Source organism: Phenylobacterium sp. (genome assembly GCF_031181185.1).
Classification (GTDB): Bacteria; Pseudomonadota; Alphaproteobacteria; order Caulobacterales; family Caulobacteraceae; genus Phenylobacterium.
Genome location: NZ_JAPSKZ010000041.1, coordinates 1 through 24,945, shown reverse-complemented (window position 1 = coordinate 24,945; position 24,945 = coordinate 1). Strand labels below are relative to the sequence as shown.

Below are 24,945 nucleotides of genomic sequence, written 5' to 3'. Positions count from 1 at the left end.
AGATCACCGGCGCCAGCATCGAGACGCCGAACGGCAGCACCGGCAGGCAGTCGGCCTTCGCGGTCTCTTCCGACCAGATGTACTTCTGCGTGGGCGTCCAGCCCGTGCCGCCGTGCTCCACCGGCCAGGACGGCGCGAGCCAGCCCTTCTTCGCCAGCACCTTGTGCCAGAGCAGATACTCTTCCTTCGTCAGCGGGCGATGTTCGTCCTGGGCCTTGCGCAGCTCGGCCGGGTAGTTGTCGCGGATGAAGGCGCGAACCTCTTCGCGGAAGGCGTTCTCTTCAGGCGTGAAGTCGAGGTTCATGGCCGGCTCCTCTTACAGGCGTTTGAAACCCTATACGCGCGGCCCCAAGCCCTGGAAAGATGACGCTAACGTAAGCGTCAGCGGTTCGGGTCGCCTTCCCTCAACGCCTTCCGCCAAGCCCCTTCGAAGTTCAGCGGAATTTCTACCCAGGGGTCCTGCCCGCCCGTCGGCGGCGTGAAGCGCAGACGCGAGCGGAGCGACATGGCGGCCTGGCCGAATCCCTGACCGGCGGGAGTCTCGGATTTGACGCTGCAATCCGCCGCCGTGCCGATTGAGGTCACGCGGCAACGCAGCACCGCCCTTCCGTCCAGCTGCCGCTCCGAGGCGTGGCTGGGATAGGCCATTGCGCGCTCGTAGGCGCTGGGAAGGCGGAGGAGGCGCGGCGCTTCCACGGCCGCCGCGGGCGCGGCGAGAGTCAGGACGACCGAGGCGATCATGATCCCAGTTTGCCGCCGGAGGTGGGCGAAACCTAGGCCCCGCGTCGGGTGTTGCGCACCTTGCCTTCGCCGCAGTTCGCGGCCAGACCTCAACCCTCATGCCCCGCATCGTCACCTACAACGTCCATCGCTGCGTCGGGAACGATCGCCGTCTGGACGTGGCGCGGATCGCCGCGGTGCTCGCGGCGCTGAACCCCGACATCGTGGCCCTCCAGGAGCTGGACGTCGGCCGGCGGCGCACCGGCCACGTGGACCAGGCGCACGAGATCGCCCAGCGTCTCGAGATGAGCCACCATTTCCACGCCGCCATGCAGGTCGAGGAGGAGCGCTACGGCGACGCCATCCTCACCGTCTACCCTGAGCGGCTGGTGAAGGTGGGTCCCCTGCCCGGCTACGACCGGATGCGCGGCCTGGAGCCCCGTGGCGCGCTGTGGGTCGAGGTCGAGATCGACGGCAAGCCGGTCCAGATCATCAACACCCACCTGGGCCTGGTCCCGCGCGAGCAGCAGATCCAGGCGGCGCACCTGGCGGGCGCATCGTGGCTGGACCACCCCGAATGCCGCTGGCCGACGATCCTGCTGGGCGACTTCAACGCCACGGGCACGTCCGTGGTCTATCGTACGCTGACGACCAGGCTGCAGGCCGCCCGGCGGCTGTCGCGGCGGCGCACGCCCACGTCCACCTTCCCGTCGCCGCTGCCGGTGCTGCGCATCGACCACGTCTTCGTCAGCCCGGGCATCGAGGTGCAGGACGTCTTTGCGCCGTTCGATCCGCTGACGCGGGTCGCCTCCGACCACCTGCCGCTGGTGATGGACTTCGACGTCGCCTAGCCCTGGCCGCGGCTTCGGAGCCGCCGCTCGGCCATCTCGCGAGCTTCCCGGAACAGCCGCTCGCGGCGTCGGCCGAGGCGCCAGGAGTCCGAGACGTCGGTCGGATCGCCAGCGTGGTAGGCGGCGATGAGCTCCTCCAGCGCCGATCGACGGGACGGATCCACCGGCTCCAGCCGCCCGCTCCGGTTCAGCGCGTCGATGGCGGCGCCGAGGCTTCCATGGTCGGCGCGCGCCTTGCGCACAGCGTCCCCCGTCACGGCCAGGAAGTGGCCCACCAGGCGGTCACGCAGGGCCTCGATATTCAGGCGCGCCGTCTCGTCGTCGCATTCGACGCCAAGCTCGATCTCGGTATCGAAGCCGAACGAGCGGTTGTTCAGGTTGGCCGAGCCTACCCGCACGATGCGGTCGTCAAAGATGCTGACCTTGGAGTGGACGATGATGTTCGTGCCGCCCGACGTCTTCGGCAGGAAGGCGCGGAAGCGCCCGAAGATGTCCGCCGCCCTCAGCCGCCAGATCATCGCTCCGCGCGTTCGGTCCATCGTCAGCTGGTCGAACCAGCTCGGCGCCTTTCCTGTCGTGATGAGGATCACTTCCGGCCCGTCCGGCTCGGCCAGGCGTTCGGCGAGCGCCTCGGTCACCAGCGGCGACGTGAAGTACTGGTTCTCAAGGTAGATGACGTCCTTCGCCTCGGCGATGCAGGCCAGGGTCAGCGCCTTGATCTCGGCCACGGTGCGCGGCTGCTTCCAGGCCGGCTCGGTGCGAGCGATCGCGACCTGCGCGTGGAAGAGATGCGGGGGGACGTGGTCGGGCCAGGGATCTCCGCCGGCGTCGGGCGGCGGGGCCATCTCTTCCTTCTCCATCCGCCGCCAGCGCTCGCGGAAGTGGTCGCCGAGGGCGCGGGCCGCCTCGCCGTCGACCATCATCATCACCTCGTGGCGCGGCGCGTGATAGTCCTGGTCCGGCATGATCCGGCGCGGGTCGTCCTCCAGGTGGCCCGGCGTGTCCCAGCGGTCGATCGAGATGTCGCCGCCGCCGCAGAAGGCCAGCCGGTCGTCGATCACCAGCAGCTTCTGGTGATGGCACGCGCCGAACGGGACCTGGTCGTCCAGGCGGAACTTCACCCGCGTGCCCTCGAACCACTTGCGGGCCTTGTGCGGGAAGAACTGCTGGCTGGCGCTGACCGGCAGCGCCGACTTCCAGATCAGCAGTCGGATGTCGAGATCGGGGCGCTGCTCGGAAAGGCGCAGGAGGATGCGGCCCACCTCGTCCGGGTCGTTCGGCCCATCGTAGCCATCTGGGAACAGCCGGGTGCGCGGGTCGAAGCCCCAGCCCAAGAGCAGGATGGAGCGACGCGCCTTCTGCATCGCCTCAAAGGCGGCGGTGAAATAGGCCTCGGTGTCGATCAGGAACGCCACGCGATCCGCACCCGCCGTACGCCAGCAGGTCTCGCCCGGGTTGAAGATCGTCATCCGCATCCTTGCCGCTGGCCTGCGGCCGGGTAAGGCCGCGCTCGCAGGAAAGCCCTACGGCCAAGGCTGGGTTCCCGTCGCCCTCCACGCAAGACGAAAGCGCGCCGCCGGGGCCGTGGCGGCGCGCTACGACAGCACTAGGACAGGGCTAGAGAGGGTGTCCTTAGCGCTTGGCGACGTTGGCTGGCTCGCCCAGGTAGGACGAGCAGGCGCCGGTCAGTTCGGCGGTGAGGCGGGCCTTGCGGTCTTCGCTGCGGGCTTCCCGCTTGGCCTTCTGGAATTCGCTGTCGGCGCGGTCGAGCACCATCGGCGAGCGGGCGCCGCCCGCCGTCTTAAGGAAGCTGTCGATCGCGCCGGCGTCGACGACGCCGGTCAGGGTGGTGGCCAGGCCCTTGCAGCGGCTCGCGCGCAGGTAGTCCAGGTCGGTGACCCGCTCGGCGGCGGAAGCGGAACCCGCGCTCGCGACGGTGGCGGCGGCGATCAGGATGGCGGCGAACTTCATGAGACTTTCTCCCTAGGAACCTGGGACAAACCTCATCCGCCATCGCTCTCAATTCAAATGAACAAGCTGCAATAATGAGTATTCGGCGATGAATCTTTAGTAATGGTACACTACATGTCACATGTAACAATAAACTTCTTGTAATGAGACCACCGCCCGCGCGAGAAGGAAGCGCATGAGCGCACCTACGCCGCTGCTGGACGCCCAGGGCGTCAACGCCCTGCTCGAGACCGCTTTCCCAGGAGTCCAGCAGACAGGTCCCCAGGTCCTCGAGGTGGATCCCGGTCGCGTGCGGCTTCGCCTCCCCTACCGCGACGGCCTCCTTCGGCCCGGCGGGGTGATCTCGGGCCCGACGCTGATGAGCCTCGCGGACACGGCGGCCTACGCCCTGGTGCTGGCCCACATCGGCGACCAGCTGATGGCCGTAACCTCCCAGCTGAACATGAGCTTCCTGCGCGGCGCCAAGCCGGGCGACATCCACGCCGAGGCCGAGATGCTGCGCCTGGGCCGGCGGATGACGGTCTGCGACGTGCGGATCTGGACCGAAAGCCCCGACCGTCTGGCCGCCCAGGCCAACGTCACCTACGCTCTGCCCCGATGAGCCAGCCGCCCGCCCCCATCAAGACGCCCTGCATCAAGGTCTGTGTCGTCGACGCCGAGAGCGGCCTGTGCCTGGGCTGCTTCCGCCGGCTCAACGAGGTCGCCGGCTGGGCCCGCCTCAGCGAGGCCGAGCGCGAGCGGATCATGCAGGAGTTGCCGTCCCGCCGCAGCCTGATCCGGCCCGAGAAACTGGGCCTCTTCTGACGTTCACGGCTTGAAAAGGGCTGCCGCCTAATCTCCGCCGCCTGAACGGGCCGCAAGGCCGTCTCCGCGGGTCGCAACGGGTGTCCAGGCAGGCGTCGAACCTCGGCCGGCATATGCAGGTGGTGATGGTGGCCGGCGTTTCGGCCCTGGTCAGCGCCGCCGGGATGCTGGCGCTCACGCCCCAGCCCCTCCGCATCGCCCGCTTGGACGCGCCGGGCTTCGGGCTGACGAGCGCGGGCGCCGCGGCCCCGTCCGCCGCTGTGCTCAAGGGCGCCGATGGCCACTTCTGGGCCGACGGCCAAGTCAACGGCGAGCCGGTGCGCTTCCTGGTCGACACCGGCGCCACCGCCGTCGCGCTGACCCCCGCCGACGCTGAGCGGCTCGGCTTCCGCACGCAGGACCTCGACTACTCCTACAGGGTCACCACCGCGGGCGGCCGCTCGCGGGCCGCCGCCGTGACCCTCTCCTCCGTCTCCGTCGGCGGCGCCCGCCTGGACGACGTGGGCGCCTTGGTGATCGAGAAGGGCCTCGACACCTCCCTGCTGGGCATGAGCTACCTCGGACGGCTCGCCCGGTTCGAGGCCACGCGAGAGGCGCTGTTCCTCCAGCCCTGACGGCGCGGCTTCGGCGCCACGGCGGGGCCGCGCGCGATGCTGCGGCGCAGCGACGACTTGATCTCCGGGACCGGGTTGGCGCATTGGCCGTCGCGATGTCGAGTCTCTGGACCCCATCCATGCCGTTGCGCGCCCGCCGCGACGCCGCGCCCGCAGCCGCGGAGCCCGCCGGCGCACGGATCGCCCGGCGTGCGGACCTCGACTGGATCCGCGTGGCCGCCTTCGGCCTGCTGATCCTGTTCCACGTGGCGCTCGTCTATGCGCCCTACGACTGGCACATCCAGAGCACGCATCGCTTCGACTGGCTGCGCGAGGCGATCCTGCTGACCGGTCCATGGCGGCTGACCTTGCTGTTCCTGGTGGCCGGTTCGGCCCTGCGGCTGATGTCGCTGCGCCGGACGACCGCCGAGGTGACCCAGAGCCGGCTCGCCCGTCTCATGCCGCCGCTGCTGTTCGGCGTCGTCTGCCTGGTGCCCCTGCAGTCGTGGATCGAGGCGACGGACAAGGGCTTCTGGTCGGACGGACTGCTGCCTTGGGTCGCGCAGGAGTTCAGCCTCGCAGGCCTGGCGAACGGCGTCCCGGTGAACCACCTCTGGTTCCTCGTCTATTTGACGGCCTACACCGTCGCGATCCTGCCGCTGATGGCGCGTCCGGCGCTGATGGAGCGGCTGGGCGCCGGCCTCGAGGCGGCGCTCGGCGGCTGGCGGGTGCTGGCCCTGCCGGCGCTCTATCTGATCGCCATCCGGCTGGCGCTCTATCCGTTCTTCGGCGTCACCAACCGACTGAGCTGGGACTGGTACAACCACGCGCTCTCGCTGGGCGCCTTCGCCTTCGGCTTCCTCATCGTCACCCGAGAAGGGATCTGGCGCGAGCTCGAGCAACGCCGCTGGACCAGCCTCGGCCTCGCGGCGGGCAGCCTGGCGTTGGTGATGCTCCAGGAGTGGCACCCCGGCGGCGGCGCGTTCTTCGGCATCCCGCGCAATGCGGTGTTCGGCGTCGCCCAATGGGTGGTGATCGCCGCGATCCTGGGCTTCGGCAGCCGCCATCTGCGCGCCGCCAATTCGCCGGTGCTGCGCTACCTGAACGAGGGCATCTTCCCCTGCTACCTGGCGCACCAGACCATTCTGGTCGCCGCCGTCTGGCTCCTCAAGCCGGCGCGGCTGCCCGCGCTGCCGGAAGCCTTGATCCTGACAACGGTGACGTTTGGCGGCAGTCTGCTGGTCTATGAGATCGTCCGCCGCGTCCCGCTCATGCGCCCGCTCTGGGGCCTGAAGCCGCTGGACGGTGACGCCCGGGCGGCCATCGGCCGGGCGCTGCTGCGGCTCGGCGTCTTCGCCCCCGCGTTCGCGGCCGCGGCCGTCGTGCTGGCGACCCTCGCCTACCCCGGCTTCAACCACGCCCGGCAGTACCTCAGCGAACTGGGGGGGCCGACGGCGCCGCTGCCGCTGATCTTCAACGTGGGCGTCCTGGCCGCCGGTCTGATGGCCGGACTGGCGGGCGTCGGTTTTGGCCTGGCGATCACCCGCCTGACCGGCGCCAAGCTTACAGGCGTCTTCACGGCCATCGTCTTCATCCTGGCCGGCTATGGCCTGGTGGCCGCTGCGCTCTATCCCTGGCCCGACCCCCGGCACCTGGCCATCAACCTGGCGCTGGGCATCCAGCTCGCCCCGGTGCTGCTGCTGTGGGCGCTGCGGCCGGTTCGCGATCTCCCGCGGCTGAAGTGGTTCCTGGCTGCGGCCTTCGTGGCCATGGCCCTGCTGACCGTCATCACCAAGCACCTGCTGATGCCGGGCCTCGTGAACGACGCCAACGTCGGCTGGTGGGAACGCAGCTACGCCGTGATACTGGTGGGCTGGGTCGCGGTCGCCGCCTACCTCCTCGAGCGCCGCCTCGAAATGGGCGCCCCTGAGGCAAATCGCGCCTAAACAGCAATCACGCGTTCGTTAGACTGGCTTTAATCACGAGTCCGTGATTGAAGAGGGCGAAATCTAACCGGAGCTTGGGAGCGGCCATCCAGCGGGCGCTCCGCCGGCGCAGTTTCGGGGGCGAGCGGTACACATGAACGGCATCGTCGGTCTCTTCCAGCCCGTCGCGCTCTGGCGCCCGGACGAGGTCGTCGACGACCCGTGGATGCCCGAAGAAGCGCCGCTGGCCATGCCCCGCCAGGCGCTGGGCCGGGACGAGGGTCCCGACCTCGCCGCCCCGCCCGCCACCTCGCCTCTGGACGTGAACCTGCGCCGCGCCATCGTGTTCGGCGGCGCGCTGGTGCTGGCGGGCCTGCTGATGTGGGGCCCGTTCGTGCTCTACGCCCGCAAGGGGTGGCAGCCGCTGGAAGTCCTGGGCTTCGGCGTTTTCGTGATGCTGGGCGCCGCCATGTGCATCTGGTTCTGCAGCGCGCTGGCCGGCCTCTTCGTGCTGGCGACCGGCCGCGAGCAGGACGACCTGCGCTTCTCGCCGCATCCCAACCGGCCGAAGACCCGCACGGCGCTGCTGATGCCGCTCTACCACGAGGACGCGCATGCCGCCTTCGCGCGGCTCGCCGCCCTCGACACAGCATTGGAGCGGCTGGGCGTCGCCGACTGCTTCGACATCTTCGTACTGAGCGACTCGCGGCGCGAGGACATCGCCCAGGACGAGCGCGCCGCATACATGGCCCTGCGCAGCCACGCGCACTGCAACCTCTACATGCGCCGCCGCGCCGACAACGCCGAGCGCAAGGCCGGCAACATCGCCGACTGGGTCCGCCGCCACGGCGGCGCCTACGACTTCATGATCGTGCTGGACGCCGACAGCACCATGGCCGGCGAGACCGTCCTGCGCCTCGTCGACGCCATGGAGCGCCACCCGGGCGTCGGCCTGATTCAGACCACGCCCGCGATCATCGGCGCGCGCACCCTGTTCGCCCGGCTCTCGCAGTTCGGCGTTCAGATGTACGGACGGGTGGCCGCCGCTGGGCTCGCCTGGTGGACGGGCGCGGAGTCCAGCTACTGGGGCCACAACGCCATCCTGCGCGTCCGCGCCTTCGCCGAAAGCGCCGGCCTGCCGATCCTGCCCGGCGAGAAGCCGTTCGGCGGCCACGTGCTGAGCCACGACGTCATCGAAGGCGCCCTGCTGCGCCGCGCGGGCTGGGCCGTGCATCTGACAGCCGCGCTGGACGGCTCCTGCGAACAGACGCCGCCGACCCTGTTCGAGTTCATGCGTCGCGACGAGCGCTGGTGTCAGGGCAACCTGCAGCACCTGGCCCTGCTGAACGCCAGGGGCCTGCACCCCATTAGCCGGCTGCAGCTCTTCTTCGGCTGCCTGGCCTACATCGCCTCGCCGCTCTGGTTCGCCGCCCTGGTGATCGGCCTGGCCATGCAGCTGCAGTACCCGGTCGACTGGAACTCGTTCCTCTACATCCTGAACCCCGAGTTCACGCCCTTCATGCTGACGACGGTGCTGTCGGCCGTGCTGCTGATCAGCCCCAAGCTGATGGGCGCGGCCCTGGTGCTCAGCCGCCCGCGCGAGCGGCGTGCTTTCGGCGGGACCCGCAACATCATGAAGAGCGTCGGGCTCGAGGTCCTGCTGTCGGCCCTGCTGGCGCCGATCCAGATGGTGGCCAACACCCACTCGGTCATGCAGACCTTCCGCGGCGGGGACGTGGGCTGGGCGCCCCAGCAGCGCGACGCGGGCGAACTGCCCTGGGAGACGGCCTTCAAGGCCATGCGCTGGCAAATGGTGACGGGCCTGGTCTTCACGGCCGGCCTCTGCTTCCGCCCGGACCTGTCGCTGTGCTTCGCGCCGGTCGTGCTGCCGCTGCTGTTCGCCGCCCCGATCGCGGTGATGACCTCGCGGCTGCCCGGCCGCTTGCGCCGTCGCCACGCGCTGTTCGCGACGCCGGAGAACCAGCTGGCCAGCGCCACCCTCGCCGTGCTGGTCTCGCACTCGCGCACGGCGGCGGCCCGCTGAAGGCTCATTTTGGTCTCAGAGGGGCTTTCCCTTCCCGGTTGAATCCAGGAAACCTGCGTCTTTCGGAGGGCATTCCCTGCGTGGACGGGTACCTGGCATGCACGCACTCATCATAGAAGATGAGATGCTGATCGCGTTGGAGATCGAGCAGCTCCTGCGCGACCTCGGCTACGACTCCTTTGACTGGGCTGACAGTCCGCCTGTCGCGCTCACGTGCGCGCGGCGACACCGCCCCGACTTGATCACGGCCGACCTGCGCATCATTGGCGGCACCGGCCTTGAGGCCGTGAGCGCCATTACCGCCGAGCTGGGCGACGTGCCGGTCGTCTACGTCACCGCAAACGCCGATCTGCTGAAGGGCGAGCCCGGCGCGAAGGTCGTCAGCAAGCCGATTCAGCCGCGGCGGCTGGCGGAGGCGTGCCGGGCGGCGGCCTGAGCGGCGCCGACCGTTGCGTCCAGGCGCGTTTGCCGCGATCACTGCGGCTCAGCCGGCCTCGCGGCGGAGTCCATGACCGTATGAACACGCCGCCACCCGCCCGACGCCGACGCGTGCTCGTCTATCGCGCGGTCGGCTTCGTGGCGGTCGCGCTCGCGGCCGTCGGCGTGGTGCTGCCGGTGATGCCGACCACCGTCTTCCTGCTGATCGCAGTCTGGGCCTTCGCCCGCGGCTCGCCCGAGCTTGCCGAGCGTCTGCGGCAGCACCCCACCTACGGCCGCCTCATCCGCGACTGGGAGGAGCGCGGCGCCATCCCCACCCGGGCGAAGGTCGCCGCCGTGGCCATGATGGCCGTGAGCTGGGGCTTGGTCGCCTACACCACGCGCAACGTGTGGATCGCCGGCGCCGTCGGCGTGATCCTGACCGGCGTGGGCGCCTATGTCGTGAGCCGGCCGGCCGCCTGAGCCCGAGCCGCGCCCGCAGAGGTTCTGAGGCGGACGTTAGAATTTCCGCCGACCCTCATTCCTAGTCCAGGAGTAGACATAAGCGGGAGGGCAATCGCGCGGCGAAGGACAGCCCATGGCCACCGCATCTCAATCCCGCTTCATCAGCGGCTTCGGGCTCCAGGTCCTGGCGGGCATGGCGCTTGGCCTCGGCCTCGGCCTTCTCGCCCGCAGCCTGGGCGTGGACGAGGGACAGGGCGGCCATGGCCTGGCCGAGGCGCTGCGGATCGTCGGCTCCACCTTCATCCAGCTCCTGCGGGCGCTCGTTCCGCCGCTGGTGTTCACCGCCATCGTCGCCAGCATCGCGCGGCTCTCCGAGCTGCAGAACGCCGCGGCGCTTGCCTGGCGCACGCTGCTGTGGTTCGCCATCACCGCCCTGATCGCCGTCTCCATCGGCATCGCCCTGGGGCTGCTGCTGCAGCCGGGCCTGCACGCCGGGGTCGCGGCCGAGGCCGCCAAGGCGCCGGCCACGCGCGGAACCTGGCTGGACTTCCTTGTCGGGCTCGCGCCTTCCAACTTCCTGGGGCTCACGGCCGCAACCAAGCTGTCGGACGGCTCGGCGACCACGACGCTCAACTTCAACGTCCTGCAGATCCTGGTGATCTCGCTCGTGGTGGGCCTCGCGGCGTTGCGCGTCGGCGAAGCCGGCCGCGCCTTCCTCGCCTTCAACGCCTCGGCGCTGGCGGTGGTCCGCAAGGTGCTTTGGTGGGTGATCCGCCTCACGCCGATCGGCACGGTGGGCCTGCTCGGGAACGCCGTGGCCCACTACGGCTGGGATGCGCTGTCCCAGCTCGGCGAGTTCGCGGCGGCCGTCTACATCGGTCTCGCCATCGTGCTGCTCGTGGTCTACCCCGCGCTGCTCGCCGCCCATGGACTTAGCCCCGCGCGGTTCTTCCGCGCCGCCTGGCCCGCCATCCAGTTGGGCTTCGTCTCGCGCTCGTCCATCGGCACGCTGCCGCTGACCGAGAGCGTAACCGCAAGCCGCCTGGGCGTGCCCCGGGCCTACGCCGCCTTCGCCGTGCCGCTGGGCGCGACGACCAAGATGGACGGCTGCGCGGCCATCTACCCCGCCATCTCGGCGATCTTCGTCGCCCAGTTCTTCGGCTTGCCGCTGCATCTCACCGATTACCTGCTGATCGTCCTCGTCTCGGTGATCGGCTCGGCGGCCACGGCTGGGCTCACCGGCGCGACGGTGATGCTGACCCTCACCCTGTCCACCTTGGGTCTGCCGCTCGAAGGCGCAGGGCTCCTGCTGGCCATCGACCCGATCCTGGACATGGGCCGGACCGCCGTGAACGTCGCCGGCCAGGCGCTGGTCCCCACCCTGGTCGCCAAGGAGCAGGACCTGCTGGACCGCGAGGCCTACGACGGCGCCTGGGCCGGCGAGGCGCCCGAAGCGAGCCTCGCCGGCGCCTGACTGCTCTCCCGTTGGCTGCGGCCTTCGCCGGGTGATACCGGTGCCCGTGCGATGTCCCGCTCGTCCGAGATCGACCGCCGCGCGCTCGTCGGCCTGGGCCTGGCCGCCGCCCCGACGCTGGCCGCCGCGCAGGAGCCGCCCGACCCGGCCGAGGTTCTAGAGCTGTGGCCCGGCCGGCCGCCGGGCGCGCCGGCCGACCTGCCGCAGGATGTCGTCACCGACCGCGCCGCAACCTCCGGCTTCCAGGACCGGATCGCCACGCGCGTGGGGCGCCCGCGCCTCACCGTCTTTCGCCCGACCCGCCCGAACGGCGCCGCCGTGATCATCGCGCCCGGCGGCACCTATGTCCGCGTGGTGATCGACAAGGAGGGCTTCGAAACCGCCCGCCGCCTTGCCCAGGCCGGGGTCACCGCCTTCGTGCTGCGCTACCGCCTGCCGATCGACGGCTGGGTCAATGCCAGCGAGGTCCCGCTGCAGGACGCCCAGCGCGCGATCCGCCTCGTGCGCGCCCACGCCGCCCACTACGGGGTGCACCCGCGAAGCGTGGCGATGATGGGCTTCTCGGCCGGCGGCCATGTGGCGGCGTCCTTGGCCACCCGGCACGCGGACCGCACCTATGCCGCCGTCGACGCGGTCGACGCCCAGGACGCCAGGCCCGATCTCTCCGCCCTGATCTATCCGGTCATCGACATGAGCCTGCCGCACGCCAACCGCGGCTCGCGCGAGTCGCTGCTGGGCCGCGCGCCGACGCCGGAGCAGGAGACCGCCTACTCCCTGCACCGCCGGGTGGACCCCACGACGCCGCCCACCTTTCTCGTGCACGCCATGGACGACCAGTCCGTGCCCGTGGAAAACAGCCTGCAGTACCTCGCCGCCCTGCGCGCCGCCGGCGTTCCGGCCGAGGCCCACCTGTTCGAGGAAGGCGGCCACGGGTTCGGCATCCGCCTGATCCAGGGCAAGCCCGCTGCGGCCTGGCCCGACCTGTTCCTGGCCTGGGCCGAGCGCCGGGGCCTGTTCCGCCGCTGACCTCCCGAAGGAGACCGCCATGCCCCGCCTGTTCGCCGCCCTCGCCCTCGCCGTCCTCGCCGGCCCCGCGCTCGCAGCCGACGTTCCGGCCGACGTCGCCGCCGCCGTGAAGGCCGCCATGCCGCAGATGAAGGTCGCCGAGGCAGAGCTGAAGGAGCGCGAGGGCCGCCGCTACTACGACGTCGAAGGGACGCTGCCCGACGGCTCCGAGATCGAGCTCGACCTCCTTCAGACGCCGCAGGGCTGGCAGGTGGTCGAGATCCAGCGCGACATCGCCTGGGCCGCCGCGCCTGACGCGGTGCGCACCGCGGCGACGTCCGCGTGGAAGGGCGCGCCGCCCGCCCGCGTGATCGAGAGCACGCAGACGGACGGCGGAGTCGTCTATGAGCTCTTCGCGCCCGGCCGGCCGCAGACGCCGGCCCTCGAGGTCATGCTGAAGGACGGCAAGGCCAGCGTCCTGAAGGAAGTCTGGCCGCACTAGGCGCTCAGCGGCGCTGGTCCAGCCAGTCGATCAGCACCGTCATGTTCTGGATGTAGGCTCCGGTCGAGATCCCCGGCTTAGGGGCAGGGTCGGGGTACGGCGAGGTGTCGGTGCGGTCGCCCACGTGGGTGGTCGCATAGTCGCCGTCCGACCGGGCCGGCGGGGTTTCCCCGCGATAGGGATTGCTCGTCGCCACCAGCGGCGTCGGCCAGTAGCCCTGGCGGTTCAGGTCCGAGATCAACTGGCGGACCTTCTCTGGCGCGACGGCCTTGGCCTCGTCGTCGGCCGGACGGACGTTCAGGTCCGAGGTCTCCAGGTCGCGGGTCGCATAGTAGCGCGGCAGCGGCACGAGGCTGCGGGCCTTGAGCGGCGAGTTCCTGGAGACCTGGTCGCCCGGCGTGGCCTTCAGCCGCTCGTAGCGCGCGCGCAGGGCCGCCACGTCGATCTTCCGGAAGGCCCCGTAGTGGGCCAGCGTCCGCTCGGGGCTGTAGTCCCAGTAGTATTCGCCGTTCACGACGTTCGAGCCTCGGCGATGGACGTAGATCGGACGATCGGTCCCAAGTTCGATGAAGGTCGGGTGCGTGCGGCCGTCGGCGGTGGGCTTCTCCAGCCTGACCCTTTCCAGCCAATCCAGCGCCTCGGGCACCCGCGCCAGGTAGCGGCTGTCGCCGGTTAGTTCGTAGAAGGTCATGAGCTGGGCGATGTTGTTCGCCGTGGTCCCGGTGTGCAGGGCGTTGGGCTCATAGCTGCGGGCGGCGGCCGGTTTCAGATCCAGCGTGTACTGAAGCGCCCAGCCCGGCTGCGGCGGCCCGCCCTGTGTGACGATGAAGCTGTTCATCGCCCGGTGGATCGCGTCCAGGACGCGGTCCTCGCCCAGCGCCTGGTAGACCATGATGAGGAACTTGATGTTCTCGCCGGCCACGTCGTCGTTGAAGGTGATGTAGCCGGTGTAGTCGCCTTCGAACTTCGGCTTCACCGGATAGCGCTGCGGCCAGCCACCGATCGGATACTGCGCCTCGAGGACGAAGTTCAGCGCCTTGTCGAGGGCGGGCTTCCAGCGCGGGTCGCGCTTCTCGACATAGAGGCGCAGCAGGAACTGCATGGCCTCGGACGTGCCGGCGTCGTCGAAGGTAGCGTTGCCCCAGTCGTGCTGGAATTCCTCCATCCGCCAGGCGTTCTTGCCGTAGGTCTCGTACCAGTCCTTGGTCGACGCGGGCCCGCCGAAGTCGATGAAGTAGTTCCAGCCGCCGCTCTCGTGCTGGCCCCAGATCAGGGCCTCGGCCGCCCGCTCGGCGCCTCGGTAGTAATAGTCGTCGCCGGTCGCGTGGTAGGCGTCCAGGAACAGATGCCCCATCGTGCCGGTGCCCGGCGGCTGGACCCAGATCATCGTGGGCTTGGCCTCGAGCTCGCCCCAGCGCCTCTGGAAGTCCGGCGTGTAGGACCAGACGTAGCCGCCGTTGTAGGCCGCCCTCTCGACCATGAAGCTGGTCGCCCGCCTCATCGTCGCCAGAACCTGGTCCCGCGACTGCGCCTGACCCTCGCCCGCTGCGAGCACGCACACGCCGGCCAGGACGGCCGCCAAGCCCTTGAACACGCCGGTTTCCTCCACTTCGTTGCAGAGGTTGTAGCGCGGATTGCCACCGGTGTCATAGTCTGCCGCCATGGCTTCCGACCTCACCCGCCGCGGCGCCGTCGCGGCCGCCCTCGCCCTTTCCGTAGCGCCCGCGTTCGGCGCGACCTCACCGGTCGCGAAGACGCGGCACGGCCGCGTACGAGGCTATGTGGACGGCGGGATCCTGGTCTTCCGCGGCGTCCGCTACGGCGCCGACACCGGCCCGCGGCGCTTCCAGCCGCCGCAGCCGCCCGCCCCCTGGTCCGGGATCGTCCCGGCGCTCGAGTATGGCGCAGCCTCGCCGCAGCGCGACCGCAGCGCAGGCGCCACCTCCGAGGACTGTCTGTTCCTGAACGTCTGGACGCCTGCCCTGCGGGACCGCGCCAAGCGCCCGGTGATGGTCTACATCCACGGCGGCGCCTATTCGAACGGCTCGGGTTCGGCGCCGCTCTACGACGGCGTGCGGCTGGCGAAGCGCGGCGACGTCGTGGTGGTGACGCTGAACCACCGTCTCAACGTCTTCGGCTACGGCTATTTCGCGCCGTTCCTTCCAGAGCTCGCCGACAGCGGCAACGCGGGCCAGCTCGACCTGATCCTGGCGCTGCAGTGGGTGCGGGAGAACATCGCCGAGTTCGGCGGCGATCCCGATCACGTGATGGTCTTCGGTCAGTCGGGCGGCGGCGCCAAGATCGCCACCATGATGGCCATGCCGGCCGCCGCCGGCCTCTTCCACCGGGCCGCCACCATGAGCGGCCAGCAGGTGACGGCGTCCGGCCCCATGAACGCCACGCGCCGGACCCTGGCCTTTCTCGATGCGCTGAAGCTCAAGCCAGAGCAGGCGGGCGAGGTCCGCACCCTGCCCGCCGAGCGGCTGGTCGAGGCGATGGCGATCGAGGACCCGGTGCTGGGCTTCGGCGGCCTCTACTTCGGCCCCGTGCTGGACGAGCGCAGCCTGAAGCGCCACCCGTTCTACCCGGACGCGCCGGCCCAGTCCGCGCGCATCCCCATGATCATCGGCAACACCCATGACGAAACCCGCGCCTTCATGGGCAATGATCCAACGAACTTCGCCCTCACTTGGGACGACCTGCCGAAGAAGCTGACCTTCGCGAACCTCCGCGTCGACGTCCTGCCCGAGGCGGTCGTCGCCGAGTACCGGCGGCTCTATCCGCACTATTCGCCGTCTGACGTGCTGTTCGCGGCCACCACCGCGGGCCGCTCCTGGCGCGGCGCGATCATCGAGCTGGAGGAGCGCGCCCGGGCCGGCCATCCCACCTGGACCTACCAGCTGGACTGGGCGACGCCGAAGGACGGCGGCAGGTTCGGCGCGCCGCACGCCTCCGACATCCAGTTCGTGTTCGACAACGTGGGAAAGCCCGGCGCGACGGCCATCGGTCCCGAAGCGCAGGTCATGGCCGACCAGATGAGCGAGGCCTTCCTCGCCTTCGCCCGGACGGGCGATCCGAATTGCCGGGCCATCCCGCAGTGGGAGCCGTTCGGGCTGGCGCGCCGCCAGACGATGGTCTTCGACGTCCCCTCCAAGCTGGTGGACGACCCGCGCGGAGCCGAGCGGCGCTTCTTCGCGAAGGTCCCCTACGTTCAGCCGGGAACCTAGGTCACCGCGCGAGCCAGCCGCCGTCCACGGGCACGATGGCGCCGTTCATGTAGTCGGACGCCCGGCTGGCCAGGAACACCGCCGCCCCGGCCAGGTCCTTGGGATCGCCCCAGCGGCCGGCGGGAATGCGGCCCAGGATCTCCTTCGATCGGCCTTCGTCGTTGCGCAGCGCCTCGGTGTTGTTGGTGGCGAAATAGCCCGGCGCGATGGCGTTGACGTTGATGCCCTTGCCCGCCCACTCGTTGCAGAGCAGCTTGGTCAGGCCGGCCAGGCCGCTCTTCGAGGCCGTGTAGGACGGCACCCGGATACCGCCCTGGAAGCTCAGCATCGAGACGATGTTGATGATCTTGCCGCCGCGGCCCGCCTCGACCCAGCGCTTGGCCACCGCCTGGCACAGGAAGAACGTGGTCTTCAGGTTGGTGTCCATCACCGCATCCCAGTCCTCTTCCGTGAAGTCGAGGCTGTCGTTGCGGCGGATGATGCCGGCGTTGTTCACCAGGATGTCGATGCGGCCGGCCGCGGCCAGCGCCTCGTCCACGACCCGGCCGATCGGCTCGAGCGAGGAGAGGTCGGCGCTGACCGCGTGCAGCCTGCGGCCGGCCTTGGCCACCAGTTGGGCGGTCTCGGACGGCGCGCTGCGGCCCACGGCGACGATGTCGGCGCCGGCTTCCGCCAGGCCCACGGCGATGCCCTGGCCCAAGCCGGTGTTGGCGCCGGTGACGAGGGCGACCTGGCCTTCCAGGCTGAAGAGGTTCGCGCTCATTTCAGCTGGCAGATGTCGAGGACGCGCATGTCGGTGTAGTCGAGGTTCTCCCCGCCCATGGCCCAGATGAAGGCGTAGTTCGAGGTGCCCGAGCCCATGTGGATCGACCACGGCGGCGAGACCACCGCCTCCTCGTTGGCCATGATGATGTGCCGCGCTTTGTCGGGCTCGCCCATGAAGTGGAACACGCGGTCGTTCTCGCCTAGGCCGAAGTAGAAATAGACCTCGCTGCGCCGGTCGTGCAGGTGCGGCGGCATGGTGTTCCAGACGCTGCCGGTGTTCAGGATCGTCAGCCCCAGCAGCAGCTGCGCCGACTTGCAGGTCTGCGGCACGACCAGCTGGTAGATCGTCCGCTCGTTCGAGGTCTCCAGCGCCCCGCGCTCCAGCGGCACGGCGTCGGCGATCGACAGCTTCTTGGTCTCGAAGGCCGCGTGCGCCGGCGTCGACACCAGGTAGAACCGCGCGCCCTCGCCTTCGAACGTGACGTCCTTGGCGCCCATGGTGATGTAGAGGCAGTCGCGCGGCGCCATGTCATAGGCCGTGCCGTCGACCGTCACCTTGCCCGGCGCGTCGGCGACGTTGATCACGCCCATCTCACGCCGCTCGAGGAAGGGATGTCCCGCGGCGCTCTCGGGCTCTGTCTGGTCCGGCAAGCGGACGGCGCCGGCGCCCGGCTGTGCGCCGCCGATCACGAAGCGCTCGTAGTGGGTGTAGTTCAGGACCACCTGGCCAAGCTGGAACAGCCCGTCGATCAGATAGCGCTGGCGCAGGGTCTCGTTGTCGACGCCCTCCATCATGTCGGGATGGGTGGCGTGATAGATGCGCTTGAACACGTGCGGCGTCTCCGGGGTCAGGCGAGCGCCGGCTGCTTGGCCGGCTCGTCCAGTTTGTAGGCCCGCTTGGGCAGGTTGTACGCGAGGTCGACGACGGTCTCGTGGGCCGCCTCGTCCGACAGGCGATGCTCGGCCACGAGCCGCGCAAGGAAGCCGGCGTCGATCCGCCGGGCGACGTCGTGGCGCGCGGGGATCGACAGGAAGGCGCGCGTGTCGTCGTTGAAGCCTACGGTGTTGTAGAAGCCGGCCGTCTCGGTGACCTGCTCGCGGAAGCGGCGCATGCCTTCCGGGCTGTCGTGGAACCACCAGGAGGGGCCCAGCTTCAGCACCGGATAGTGGCCTGCCAGCGGCGCGAGCTCGCGGGAATAGGTGCTCTCGTCCAGGGTGAAGACGATGATCGACAGGTCCCGCTCGTTGCCGAACCGGTCCAGCAGGGGCTTGAGCGCCCGAACGTAGTCGGTGCGCATCGGGATATCGGCGCCCTTGTCCCGGCCGTAGCGGGCGAAGATGCCGGCGTTGTGGTTGCGGAACGAGCCGGGGTGGATCTGCATGACCAGCCCATCGTCCAGGCTCATCTTGGCCATTTCGGTCAGCATCTGGGCCCGGAACAGCTCGGCGTCGTCCGGCGTGAAGGTCCCGCTGAGCAGTTTGCGGAACAGGGCCTCGGCTTCGGCGTCGGTCAGGTCGGCCGTGGCCGCCGTCGGGTGGCCATGGTCCGTGGAGGTCGCGCCCATCTCCATGAAGGCGGCCCGGCGCATGCGGTGGGCCTCGAGATAGCCGCTCCAGCTCTCCACGTCCTGGCCGGTCAGTTCGCCGAAGCGCTGCAGGCTGGCGCGGAAGTCCTCGTGCTCGGCGTCGATCACCGGGTCGGGCCGGTATGCGGTCACCACCCGGCCCTTCCAGCCGCTGGCGCGCATGGCCTTGTGGTGCAGCAGTTCGTCGGTGGGGCTCTCGGTCGTCGCCAGTAGCTCGATGTTGAAGCGCTCGAACAGCGCCCGCGGGCGGAAGGCTTCCGTCTGCAGCGCCTCGCCGATGCGGTCGAAGTACATGTCCGCGGTCTCGGCCGAGAGCTCGACGTCGAAGCCGAACACCTCGCCGAACACGTGGTTCAGCCACATCGACGACGGCGTCCCGCGGAACAGGTGCATGTTCGACGCCAGGATCCGCCATGCCGCCCTCGGGTCGGCGGACGATGGCCCGGCCTTCGAGGGCACGCCCAGCTGCTCGAGCGGCACGCCCTGCGAATAGAGCATCCGGTAGAGGTAGTGGTCCGGCGACAGGAACAGGCCGGTCGCGTCCGAGAACGGCTGGTTGCCGGCGAACCACTCCGGGTCCGTGTGCCCGTGCGGGCTGATGATCGGCAGGTCCTTGACGGCCGCGTACAGGCGGCGGGCGATGGCGCGCGTGTCGGGATCGGCTGGGAACAGCCGGTCCGGATGCAGCCTGAGCGGCGTTGTCATGACCTTGTACCTCCCTTGGCGGCCTCGGTAACCGGTGTCATACAGCGGCGCAAGCCATCTGGCGCCAACCGTTGAGATCAAGGGCGAGTGAAGCAGATCGCGCCGCCGGAGCCAAATTGACACCGGTTACCTGATGCCACAATGTGAAGCCGAACCGCGGGCGGGCGCCTCCCGATGCGCCGCCCGCCAACAATCAAGCCGCGACCATCAGACGGACCGGCCGGAGGACGACAGGACGTGACCGCGCCGGCGGCCCAGACCGCGACCCGCTTCGACGCCCAAGCCATCGCCGACGCCTTCGTGGCGGCGCGCCGGGCTGCCCGTCCCCTGCCCGGCTTCCCCGGCGGCCTGCTGCCTGACGGTCTGGCCGCCGGCTATGGCGTGCAGGACCTCGCCATCGGCCTTTGGCCGGACGAGGTCGCCGGCTGGAAGGTGGGCCGCATTCCCGAAGAGCTGCAGGCCGAGCTCGGCTCGGATCGCGTGATGGGTCCCGTGTTCCGCCGCAACGTCTGGCAGGCCGAGGCCGGCCGACCGACCCGGCTGCCGGTGATTCCCGGCGGCTTCGCGGCCGTTGAAGCCGAGTACGTCTTCCGCATGGGCCGCGACGCCCCCGGCGACAAGTTCGATTGGACGCCGGCCGAGGCTCTGGCGTTCGTGGACGACATGCTGGCCGGCGTCGAGCTGGCCGGCAGCCCGCTCTCTACCATCAACGTGCTGGGCCCCAAGGTTGTGGCCTCGGACTTCGGCAACAACGCGGGTCTGATCCTGGGCCCGGCGATTCCCGGCTGGCGCGAGCGTCCGCAGGACGTGCCGGCCTGCGAAGCCTTCGTCGAAGGCCAGCTCGTGGGCCGCGGCACGCCGGAGTCGGTGCCGGGCGGTCCATCCGCGTCTCTGGCCTTCCTGCTGGGCGCGGCTGCGCGCCGCGGCCGTCCGCTCAAGGCCGGACAGCTGGTGACGACCGGCGCGGCCAGCGGCATTCATGACATCGAGGCCGGACAATCGGCCCGCATCGTCTTCGGGGACTTGGTGGAGATCCGCTGCGAAGCGGTCGTCCAGACGCCCGAAGCTCCGGGAGGAACCACGGATGACAACCACCATCGGGCCGGCTGACGCCGCCGCTCCGTCCGCCGCGGCGGGCAAGTATCGCTGGGTCGTCGTCGGCCTGCTGTTCCTCGCGATGGTCGTCAACTACGTCGACCGGCAGACGCTGGGCCTCTTGAAGCCAGCGCTGACCGAGGAGTTCGGCTGGAGCGAGACCGACTATGCGGACCTGGTCTTCTGGTTCCAGGCCGCCTACGCCATCGCCTACCTGACCTGGGGCCGGGTCATGGACCGGATGGGCGCCCGCTTCGGCTTTGGCCTCGCCTACCTCATCTGGCACGTCGGTCACATCGCCACCGCGGCGGCGACGTCCTTCGGCGGTTTCGTCGCCGCGCGCGTCCTGCTCGGCCTGGGCGAGGGCGGCGGTTTCCCCGGCGGGATCAAGGCGGTCACCGAGTGGTTCCCCAAGAAGGAACGGGCGCTGGCCACCGGCCTGTTCAACGCCGGCACCAACATCGGCGCCATCGTGACGCCGCTCGTCGTACCGGCCATCGTGCTGGCCTGGGGCTGGCAGGCGGCGTTCATCGTCACCGGTGTCGCCGGCCTCATCTGGCTGCCGATCTGGCTGCTGGTCTATCGCCGCCCCCGCGAGCATCCGAAGGTGAGCGCCGGCGAGCTCGCGTACATCGAGCAGGATCCGCCGGACACCGTGGAGAAGGTCGCCTGGACCAAGCTCCTGGGCTATCGCGAGACCTGGGCCTATGCGATCGGCAAGTTCCTGATCGACCCGGTCTGGTGGATGTTCCTGTTCTGGTTGCCCGACTTCCTGGGCAAGCGCTACGGCCTGGACCTGAAGACGTTCGGGCCGCCGCTTGTGGCGATCTACCTGCTGTCGGATGTTGGCAGCGTCGGCGGCGGCTGGATGTCCTCGCGCTTCATGCACATGGGCTGGTCGATCAACCGCGCGCGCAAGGTCACGATGCTGATCTGCGCCCTCCTGGCCCTGCCGGTGGCCTTCGCCGCCTTCGCCTCGAACCTCTGGGTGGCGGTCCTGATCATCGGCGTGGCGACGGCGGCGCACCAGGGCTTCTCGGCGAACCTCTACACCCTGCCCAGCGACGTCTTCCCGCGTTCGGCCGTCGCCTCGGTGATCGGCATCGGCGGGATGCTGGGCGCGATCGGCGGCATGGTGTTCTCGAAGTACGTCGGCTTCATTCTCGAGCGGCTCGGGACCTACACCCCGATCTTCGTGATCGCCGCGACCGCCTATCTGCTGGCCCTGCTGGTCGTGCACCTGCTGACGCCGAAGATGGAGCCGGTGAAGCTGTGAAGCCGATCCTGGTCCTCGCCCTGGCGGCGCTGGCGGGCCCGGCGCTCGCCGCCCCGCCGGCGGCGTTCGTGGACGAGAAGGACGTCGTCCGCCGCGAGCCGCCGCCGCACGGCGCCATCGGCATGAGCACGGCCTACCGGATCTCCGACGCCGCCCCGAACCGGACGATGGAGTTTCGCAAGCGCGTCCTGCACAAGGGCGCCGCCATTGGCCTGCACCCGATCAACCACGACGAGGTCTATTACGTGCTCTCCGGCCAGGGCGACGTGACGTCGGACGGGGTGACGAAGCGGCTGGGGCCCGGCGGGGCCGCCTACCTCTACAAGGACGCCGTGGTGGGCATCGCCCAGGTCGGCGACGAGGACCTGGTCCTCATCATCTCCTACCCGCTGGCGCCGAAGCCCTGAGTCTTCGGCGCGGCCGTGGAGTCGCGCACGACCAGCGACGGCAGGCGGCTCTTCGGGTCGCGGTCGTCGTCCTCGAGCCCGAGCAGCCGGCCGACCGCGAGGCGGCCGATCTCCCGCGTGGGCGTCCGGATAGTCGTCAGCGCCGGCCAGACGCGCGAGGCGATCTGGAAATCGTCGAAGCCCACCACCGAGAGGTCCTCGGGGATGCTCAGCCCCAGCTGCCGGGCCGCCTGCAGGACGCCGGCGGCCATCTCGTCATTGGCGGCGAAGATGGCGGTGGGACGCTGCTCGAGCTGCAGCAGCTCACGCCCCCGCTCGATGCCGGACTCGAACGTATAGCCGCCCTCCAGCACATAGGCCTTCGGCAGCGTCAGGCCGCGCTCGTTCAGCGCCTCCTCGAAGCCCGAGCGGCGCTCGTATGACGAGCGGAAGGTGGGCGGCCCCGAGATGAAGCCGATGCGCGTGTGGCCGAGGTCGGCCAGGTGCCGGGCCGCCTCCCGCCCGCCCAGCCGGTCTCGCGTCTCGATCATGTGCTCGGGCGTATCCAGGCTGACTGAGGCGACGCGCACGTAGGCGCAGCCGATGTCGGCCATCAGCTTGGCGGCGCGCTCGTCCTCCGACACGGACGGCGTCAGCACGACGCCGAACAGCCGCTGACGCTCGATGAACGCCCGCAGGTCGTCCAGGAACGTCGGGCTGTTGCGGTCGCAGGGATGCACCACCAGCTCGAAGCCCGAGCCGCGCATGCCATCCAGCAGACCCAGCTGCATGTTCACGACGTATTGCGGGTTCGGGTTGTCGTAGACGAGGCCGATCAGGAAGGCCCGCCCATAGGCAAGGCCGCGCGCCTGGGGATCCGGGGCATAGCCCAGCTCGGCGATGACCGCCTCGATGCGCTCGCGGGTGTCGGAGCGGACGAAGGGCGAGGCGTTGATCACCCGTGAGACGGTCTTCTTCGACACGCCGGCCAGCCGGGCGATGTCGTTGATCGTGGGCCGCCGGCGCGGGATCTCGGAAGCGTCGTCCTGGGCGCGGGGCGCCTTGTTCATCCGAAGCCTCGGTCTGTTTCGAGCCTGACCACTAGCGACATCGCGCCCGAATGCAAATCCTATGGAGGGTCGCGCTAATAAGCCTTACGACCCCGGCTTGAGCTTTCAGTGACACCGGTTACCATTTTGCGATGAACGCCTCCGCCGACCTCCTGATCATCGATCCGCGCGACGACGTGGCGGTGGCGCTGCGTGGCATGGCGGCCGGCGAAACGGTCGACGGCCTCACGGCGGCGGCCGACATCCCGGCCGGCCACAAGGTCGCCCGCCGCGCGATCGCCAAGGGCGAGGCGGTGCGCAAGTACGGTTGGCCGATCGGACGGGCGAGCGCCGACATCGCCCCCGGCGAGCACGTTCACACGCACAACCTGTCGACCGCGCTCTCGACGCACGAGGAATATGCCTGGCGGCCAGCCGCCCCAGAGCCGCTGCCGGCGACGGACGGCGCCTTCATGGGTTACCGGCGCAAGAACGGCCGCGTCGGGACGCGCAACGAGATCTGGATCCTCTGCACGGTGGGCTGCGTCGCCCGTACCGCCCAGCGCATCGCCGAGCGCGCCAGCCGCGAGTTCGCAGGGCGGACCGACGGCGTGCACGCCCTGACCCATCCGTTCGGCTGCTCGCAGCTCGGAGGCGATCTCGACGCCACCCGCGCCATGATCGCGGCCCTGGCCGGTCATCCGAACGCCGGCGGCGTGCTGATCCTGGGGCTGGGATGCGAGAACAACCAGCTCTCGGCCCTGCTGGAGTCGGCGCCGCACCTGGACCGTGAGCGCCTGCGCGCCTTCACCGCCCAGATGGCCGAGGACGAGCTCGAGGAAGGGCTGCGGGCGGTGGCCGAGCTGGTGGCGATCGCCGAGCAGGACCGCCGCGAGCCCTGCCCGGTCTCGGACCTGGTCATCGGCCTGAAGTGCGGCGGCTCGGACGGCCTGTCGGGCCTCACCGCCAATCCTCTGGTCGGGCGCATCGCCGACAAGGTCTGCGGAGCCGGCGGGACGGCCGTCCTGACCGAGATCCCCGAAATCTTCGGCGCCGAGCGGCTGCTGATGGCGCGCGCCGCGGACGAGGCGGTCTTCCGGGGCGTCGCCGAGGTGGTCAACGACTTCAAGGCCTACTTCACCAGCCACGGCGAACCCGTCAGCGAGAACCCATCGCCCGGCAATATCGCCGGGGGCATCACGACCCTGGAGGAGAAGTCCCTGGGCGCGGTGCAGAAGGCTGGCCGGGGACCGGTAACGGAAGTCATTCGCTATGGTGAGCAGGCGCACGCGCCAGGGGTCGTCTTGCTCGAAGCGCCCGGCAACGACGCCGTCTCGTCGACGGCGCTCACCGCCGCCGGCGCGACGGTGATCCTGTTCACGACCGGCCGCGGCACGCCGCTGGGGTTCCCCGCGCCGACGCTGAAGATCGCCACCAACTCCAGCCTCGCCCAGCGCAAGCCGAACTGGATCGACTTCGACGCCGGCCGCATCGTCGCGGGCGAAACGGTCGACCAGGCCGCCGACCGGCTGATGGACCTGGTGCTGGCCACCGCCTCGGGCCGCGAGACCCGCGCCGAGGCCAACGGCGAGCGCGAGATCGCCCTCTGGAAACGCGGGGTCACCCTTTGAACCGACTGTCCGACGCGACGCTGGCCCAGGTCCGCGCGCCCGTCCGCACGCCCGCCTACGATCGCTCGGCGATTCAGATCGGCGTGGTCCATTTCGGCCCCGGCGCCTTCCACCGCGCGCACCAGGCCTTCTACTTCGACGAGATGCTGAAGAGCCGCCCCGACTTCGGCGTCTGCGCTGTGTCGCTCCGGACGCCGGACGTGCGCGATGCGCTATCCCCGCAGGGCGGCCTCTACACCCTCGCGGAGAAGGAGGCCGAGCCCGCCTATCGCGTGATCGGTTCGATCCGCGAGCTGCTGGTCGCCCCGGAAGATCCCGAGGCCGTCTTCCGGCGTCTTGTGTCGCCGGACGTGCGCTACGTGACCTCCACGGTCACCGAGAAGGGCTACTGCCTGACGACAGCCGGCGAGCTCGACCTGGCCCACCCGGATGTCCAGCGCGACCTGGCGCAGCC

Annotated in this window: 25 protein-coding genes and 1 pseudogene; 17 read left to right on the top strand and 9 right to left on the bottom strand. The window is 70.0% G+C overall.

Annotated features, from left to right (window positions below; translation table 11 throughout):
• Together RIF93_RS07310 and RIF93_RS07305 are read right to left on the bottom strand one after the other, a co-directional pair.
• Positions 1-304, bottom strand: a 304-nt coding sequence (locus RIF93_RS07310; RefSeq protein WP_309089889.1) for an acyl-CoA dehydrogenase family protein, incomplete at its 3' end; no start/stop codon positions are given.
• Between the two features lie 77 nt (positions 305-381).
• Positions 382-741 carry an energy transducer TonB gene (locus RIF93_RS07305; RefSeq protein WP_309089887.1) on the bottom strand — a complete coding sequence of 120 codons (360 nt, stop codon included), beginning with the start codon at positions 739-741 and terminating at the stop codon, positions 382-384.
• Positions 742-839: 98 nt separating this feature from the next.
• On the opposite strand from RIF93_RS07305, the gene RIF93_RS07300 reads away from it, so the two are divergent.
• Positions 840-1,571, top strand: a complete 732-nt coding sequence (locus RIF93_RS07300; protein ID WP_309089885.1) for an endonuclease/exonuclease/phosphatase family protein — start codon at positions 840-842, stop codon at positions 1,569-1,571.
• Here RIF93_RS07300 and RIF93_RS07295 read toward each other — a convergent pair.
• A complete protein-coding gene (locus tag RIF93_RS07295; RefSeq protein ID WP_309089883.1) occupies positions 1,568-3,040 on the bottom strand; it encodes a phospholipase D-like domain-containing protein in 1,473 nt (490 codons plus the stop codon). The two genes, RIF93_RS07300 and RIF93_RS07295, sit on opposite strands and share 4 nt — an antisense overlap.
• A 163-nt stretch (positions 3,041-3,203) precedes the next feature.
• A complete protein-coding gene (locus RIF93_RS07290) occupies positions 3,204-3,542 on the bottom strand; it encodes a hypothetical protein (protein WP_309089881.1) in 339 nt (112 codons plus the stop codon).
• A gap of 175 nt (positions 3,543-3,717) precedes the next feature.
• Here RIF93_RS07290 and RIF93_RS07285 point away from each other — a divergent pair, with 175 nt between their 5' ends.
• The 10 genes from RIF93_RS07285 (at position 3,718) to RIF93_RS07240 (ending at position 12,771) form a co-directional block, all read left to right on the top strand.
• The gene (locus RIF93_RS07285) at positions 3,718-4,143 is read left to right on the top strand and encodes a PaaI family thioesterase (RefSeq protein WP_309089879.1); all 426 of its coding nucleotides are present in this window, start codon (positions 3,718-3,720) and stop codon (positions 4,141-4,143) included.
• The gene (locus RIF93_RS07280) at positions 4,140-4,346 is read left to right on the top strand and encodes a DUF1289 domain-containing protein (protein WP_309089877.1); all 207 of its coding nucleotides are present in this window, start codon (positions 4,140-4,142) and stop codon (positions 4,344-4,346) included. The genes RIF93_RS07285 and RIF93_RS07280 overlap by 4 nt, the downstream gene beginning before the upstream one ends.
• 113 nt (positions 4,347-4,459) lie before the next feature.
• The gene (locus RIF93_RS07275; RefSeq protein ID WP_309089875.1) at positions 4,460-4,960 is read left to right on the top strand and encodes a TIGR02281 family clan AA aspartic protease; all 501 of its coding nucleotides are present in this window, start codon (positions 4,460-4,462) and stop codon (positions 4,958-4,960) included.
• Between the two features lie 119 nt (positions 4,961-5,079).
• On the top strand, positions 5,080-6,885 hold the full coding sequence (locus tag RIF93_RS07270) for an acyltransferase family protein (RefSeq protein ID WP_309089873.1): 1,806 nt from the start codon (positions 5,080-5,082) through the stop codon (positions 6,883-6,885).
• 133 nt (positions 6,886-7,018) lie between these two features.
• On the top strand, positions 7,019-8,908 hold the full coding sequence (mdoH, locus tag RIF93_RS07265; RefSeq protein WP_309089872.1) for a glucans biosynthesis glucosyltransferase MdoH: 1,890 nt from the start codon (positions 7,019-7,021) through the stop codon (positions 8,906-8,908).
• Positions 8,909-9,005: 97 nt separating this feature from the next.
• Positions 9,006-9,344 carry a response regulator gene (locus RIF93_RS07260; protein WP_309089871.1) on the top strand — a complete coding sequence of 113 codons (339 nt, stop codon included), beginning with the start codon at positions 9,006-9,008 and terminating at the stop codon, positions 9,342-9,344.
• A gap of 80 nt (positions 9,345-9,424) precedes the next feature.
• Positions 9,425-9,808 carry a YbaN family protein gene (locus RIF93_RS07255; protein ID WP_309089870.1) on the top strand — a complete coding sequence of 128 codons (384 nt, stop codon included), beginning with the start codon at positions 9,425-9,427 and terminating at the stop codon, positions 9,806-9,808.
• Between the two features lie 115 nt (positions 9,809-9,923).
• The gene (locus RIF93_RS07250; RefSeq protein WP_309089867.1) at positions 9,924-11,264 is read left to right on the top strand and encodes a dicarboxylate/amino acid:cation symporter; all 1,341 of its coding nucleotides are present in this window, start codon (positions 9,924-9,926) and stop codon (positions 11,262-11,264) included.
• A gap of 51 nt (positions 11,265-11,315) precedes the next feature.
• Complete coding sequence (locus tag RIF93_RS07245) at positions 11,316-12,290, top strand: alpha/beta hydrolase (protein WP_309089866.1); 975 nt, start codon at positions 11,316-11,318, stop codon at positions 12,288-12,290.
• 19 nt (positions 12,291-12,309) lie between these two features.
• The gene (locus RIF93_RS07240; RefSeq protein WP_309089864.1) at positions 12,310-12,771 is read left to right on the top strand and encodes a hypothetical protein; all 462 of its coding nucleotides are present in this window, start codon (positions 12,310-12,312) and stop codon (positions 12,769-12,771) included.
• A 4-nt stretch (positions 12,772-12,775) separates the two neighbouring features.
• On the opposite strand, the gene RIF93_RS07235 is transcribed toward RIF93_RS07240, so the two are convergent.
• A complete protein-coding gene (locus tag RIF93_RS07235; protein ID WP_309089863.1) occupies positions 12,776-14,434 on the bottom strand; it encodes a pectate lyase in 1,659 nt (552 codons plus the stop codon).
• Here RIF93_RS07235 and RIF93_RS07230 point away from each other — a divergent pair.
• A complete protein-coding gene (locus tag RIF93_RS07230; RefSeq protein ID WP_309089861.1) occupies positions 14,433-15,998 on the top strand; it encodes a carboxylesterase/lipase family protein in 1,566 nt (521 codons plus the stop codon). The genes RIF93_RS07235 and RIF93_RS07230 overlap by 2 nt on opposite strands.
• Before the next feature lies 1 nt (position 15,999).
• On the opposite strand, the gene kduD is transcribed toward RIF93_RS07230, so the two are convergent.
• The 3 genes from kduD to uxaC are packed head-to-tail and all read right to left on the bottom strand — an operon-like array spanning position 16,000 to position 19,054.
• Positions 16,000-16,761 carry a 2-dehydro-3-deoxy-D-gluconate 5-dehydrogenase KduD gene (gene kduD / locus RIF93_RS07225; RefSeq protein WP_309089859.1) on the bottom strand — a complete coding sequence of 254 codons (762 nt, stop codon included), beginning with the start codon at positions 16,759-16,761 and terminating at the stop codon, positions 16,000-16,002.
• On the bottom strand, positions 16,758-17,594 hold the full coding sequence (gene kduI, locus RIF93_RS07220) for a 5-dehydro-4-deoxy-D-glucuronate isomerase (protein WP_309089857.1): 837 nt from the start codon (positions 17,592-17,594) through the stop codon (positions 16,758-16,760). Before kduI ends, kduD begins: the two co-directional genes overlap by 4 nt.
• Positions 17,595-17,611: 17 nt before the next feature.
• The gene (uxaC, locus tag RIF93_RS07215) at positions 17,612-19,054 is read right to left on the bottom strand and encodes a glucuronate isomerase (RefSeq protein WP_309089855.1); all 1,443 of its coding nucleotides are present in this window, start codon (positions 19,052-19,054) and stop codon (positions 17,612-17,614) included.
• Between the two features lie 237 nt (positions 19,055-19,291).
• Between uxaC and RIF93_RS07210 the strand changes: the two genes are divergently transcribed.
• The 3 genes from RIF93_RS07210 to RIF93_RS07200 are packed head-to-tail and all read left to right on the top strand — an operon-like array spanning position 19,292 to position 21,832.
• Positions 19,292-20,164 carry a 2-keto-4-pentenoate hydratase gene (locus RIF93_RS07210; protein ID WP_309089853.1) on the top strand — a complete coding sequence of 291 codons (873 nt, stop codon included), beginning with the start codon at positions 19,292-19,294 and terminating at the stop codon, positions 20,162-20,164.
• Positions 20,139-21,425, top strand: coding sequence for an MFS transporter (locus tag RIF93_RS07205; RefSeq protein ID WP_309089851.1), 1,287 nt, complete (start codon positions 20,139-20,141; stop codon positions 21,423-21,425). Before RIF93_RS07210 ends, RIF93_RS07205 begins: the two co-directional genes overlap by 26 nt.
• Positions 21,422-21,832, top strand: coding sequence for a cupin domain-containing protein (locus tag RIF93_RS07200; RefSeq protein WP_309089850.1), 411 nt, complete (start codon positions 21,422-21,424; stop codon positions 21,830-21,832). Before RIF93_RS07205 ends, RIF93_RS07200 begins: the two co-directional genes overlap by 4 nt.
• On the opposite strand, the gene RIF93_RS07195 is transcribed toward RIF93_RS07200, so the two are convergent.
• Complete coding sequence (locus tag RIF93_RS07195; protein WP_309089848.1) at positions 21,808-22,881, bottom strand: LacI family DNA-binding transcriptional regulator; 1,074 nt, start codon at positions 22,879-22,881, stop codon at positions 21,808-21,810. The genes RIF93_RS07200 and RIF93_RS07195 overlap by 25 nt on opposite strands.
• 131 nt (positions 22,882-23,012) lie before the next feature.
• Between RIF93_RS07195 and RIF93_RS07190 the strand changes: the two genes are divergently transcribed.
• Both RIF93_RS07190 and RIF93_RS07185 read left to right on the top strand, forming a co-directional pair.
• Positions 23,013-24,491, top strand: coding sequence for an altronate dehydratase family protein (locus RIF93_RS07190; RefSeq protein WP_309089846.1), 1,479 nt, complete (start codon positions 23,013-23,015; stop codon positions 24,489-24,491).
• Positions 24,488-24,945 (top strand): annotated as a pseudogene (locus RIF93_RS07185) (mannitol dehydrogenase family protein); the annotation flags it as partial. The gene RIF93_RS07190 and the pseudogene RIF93_RS07185, both read left to right, overlap by 4 nt.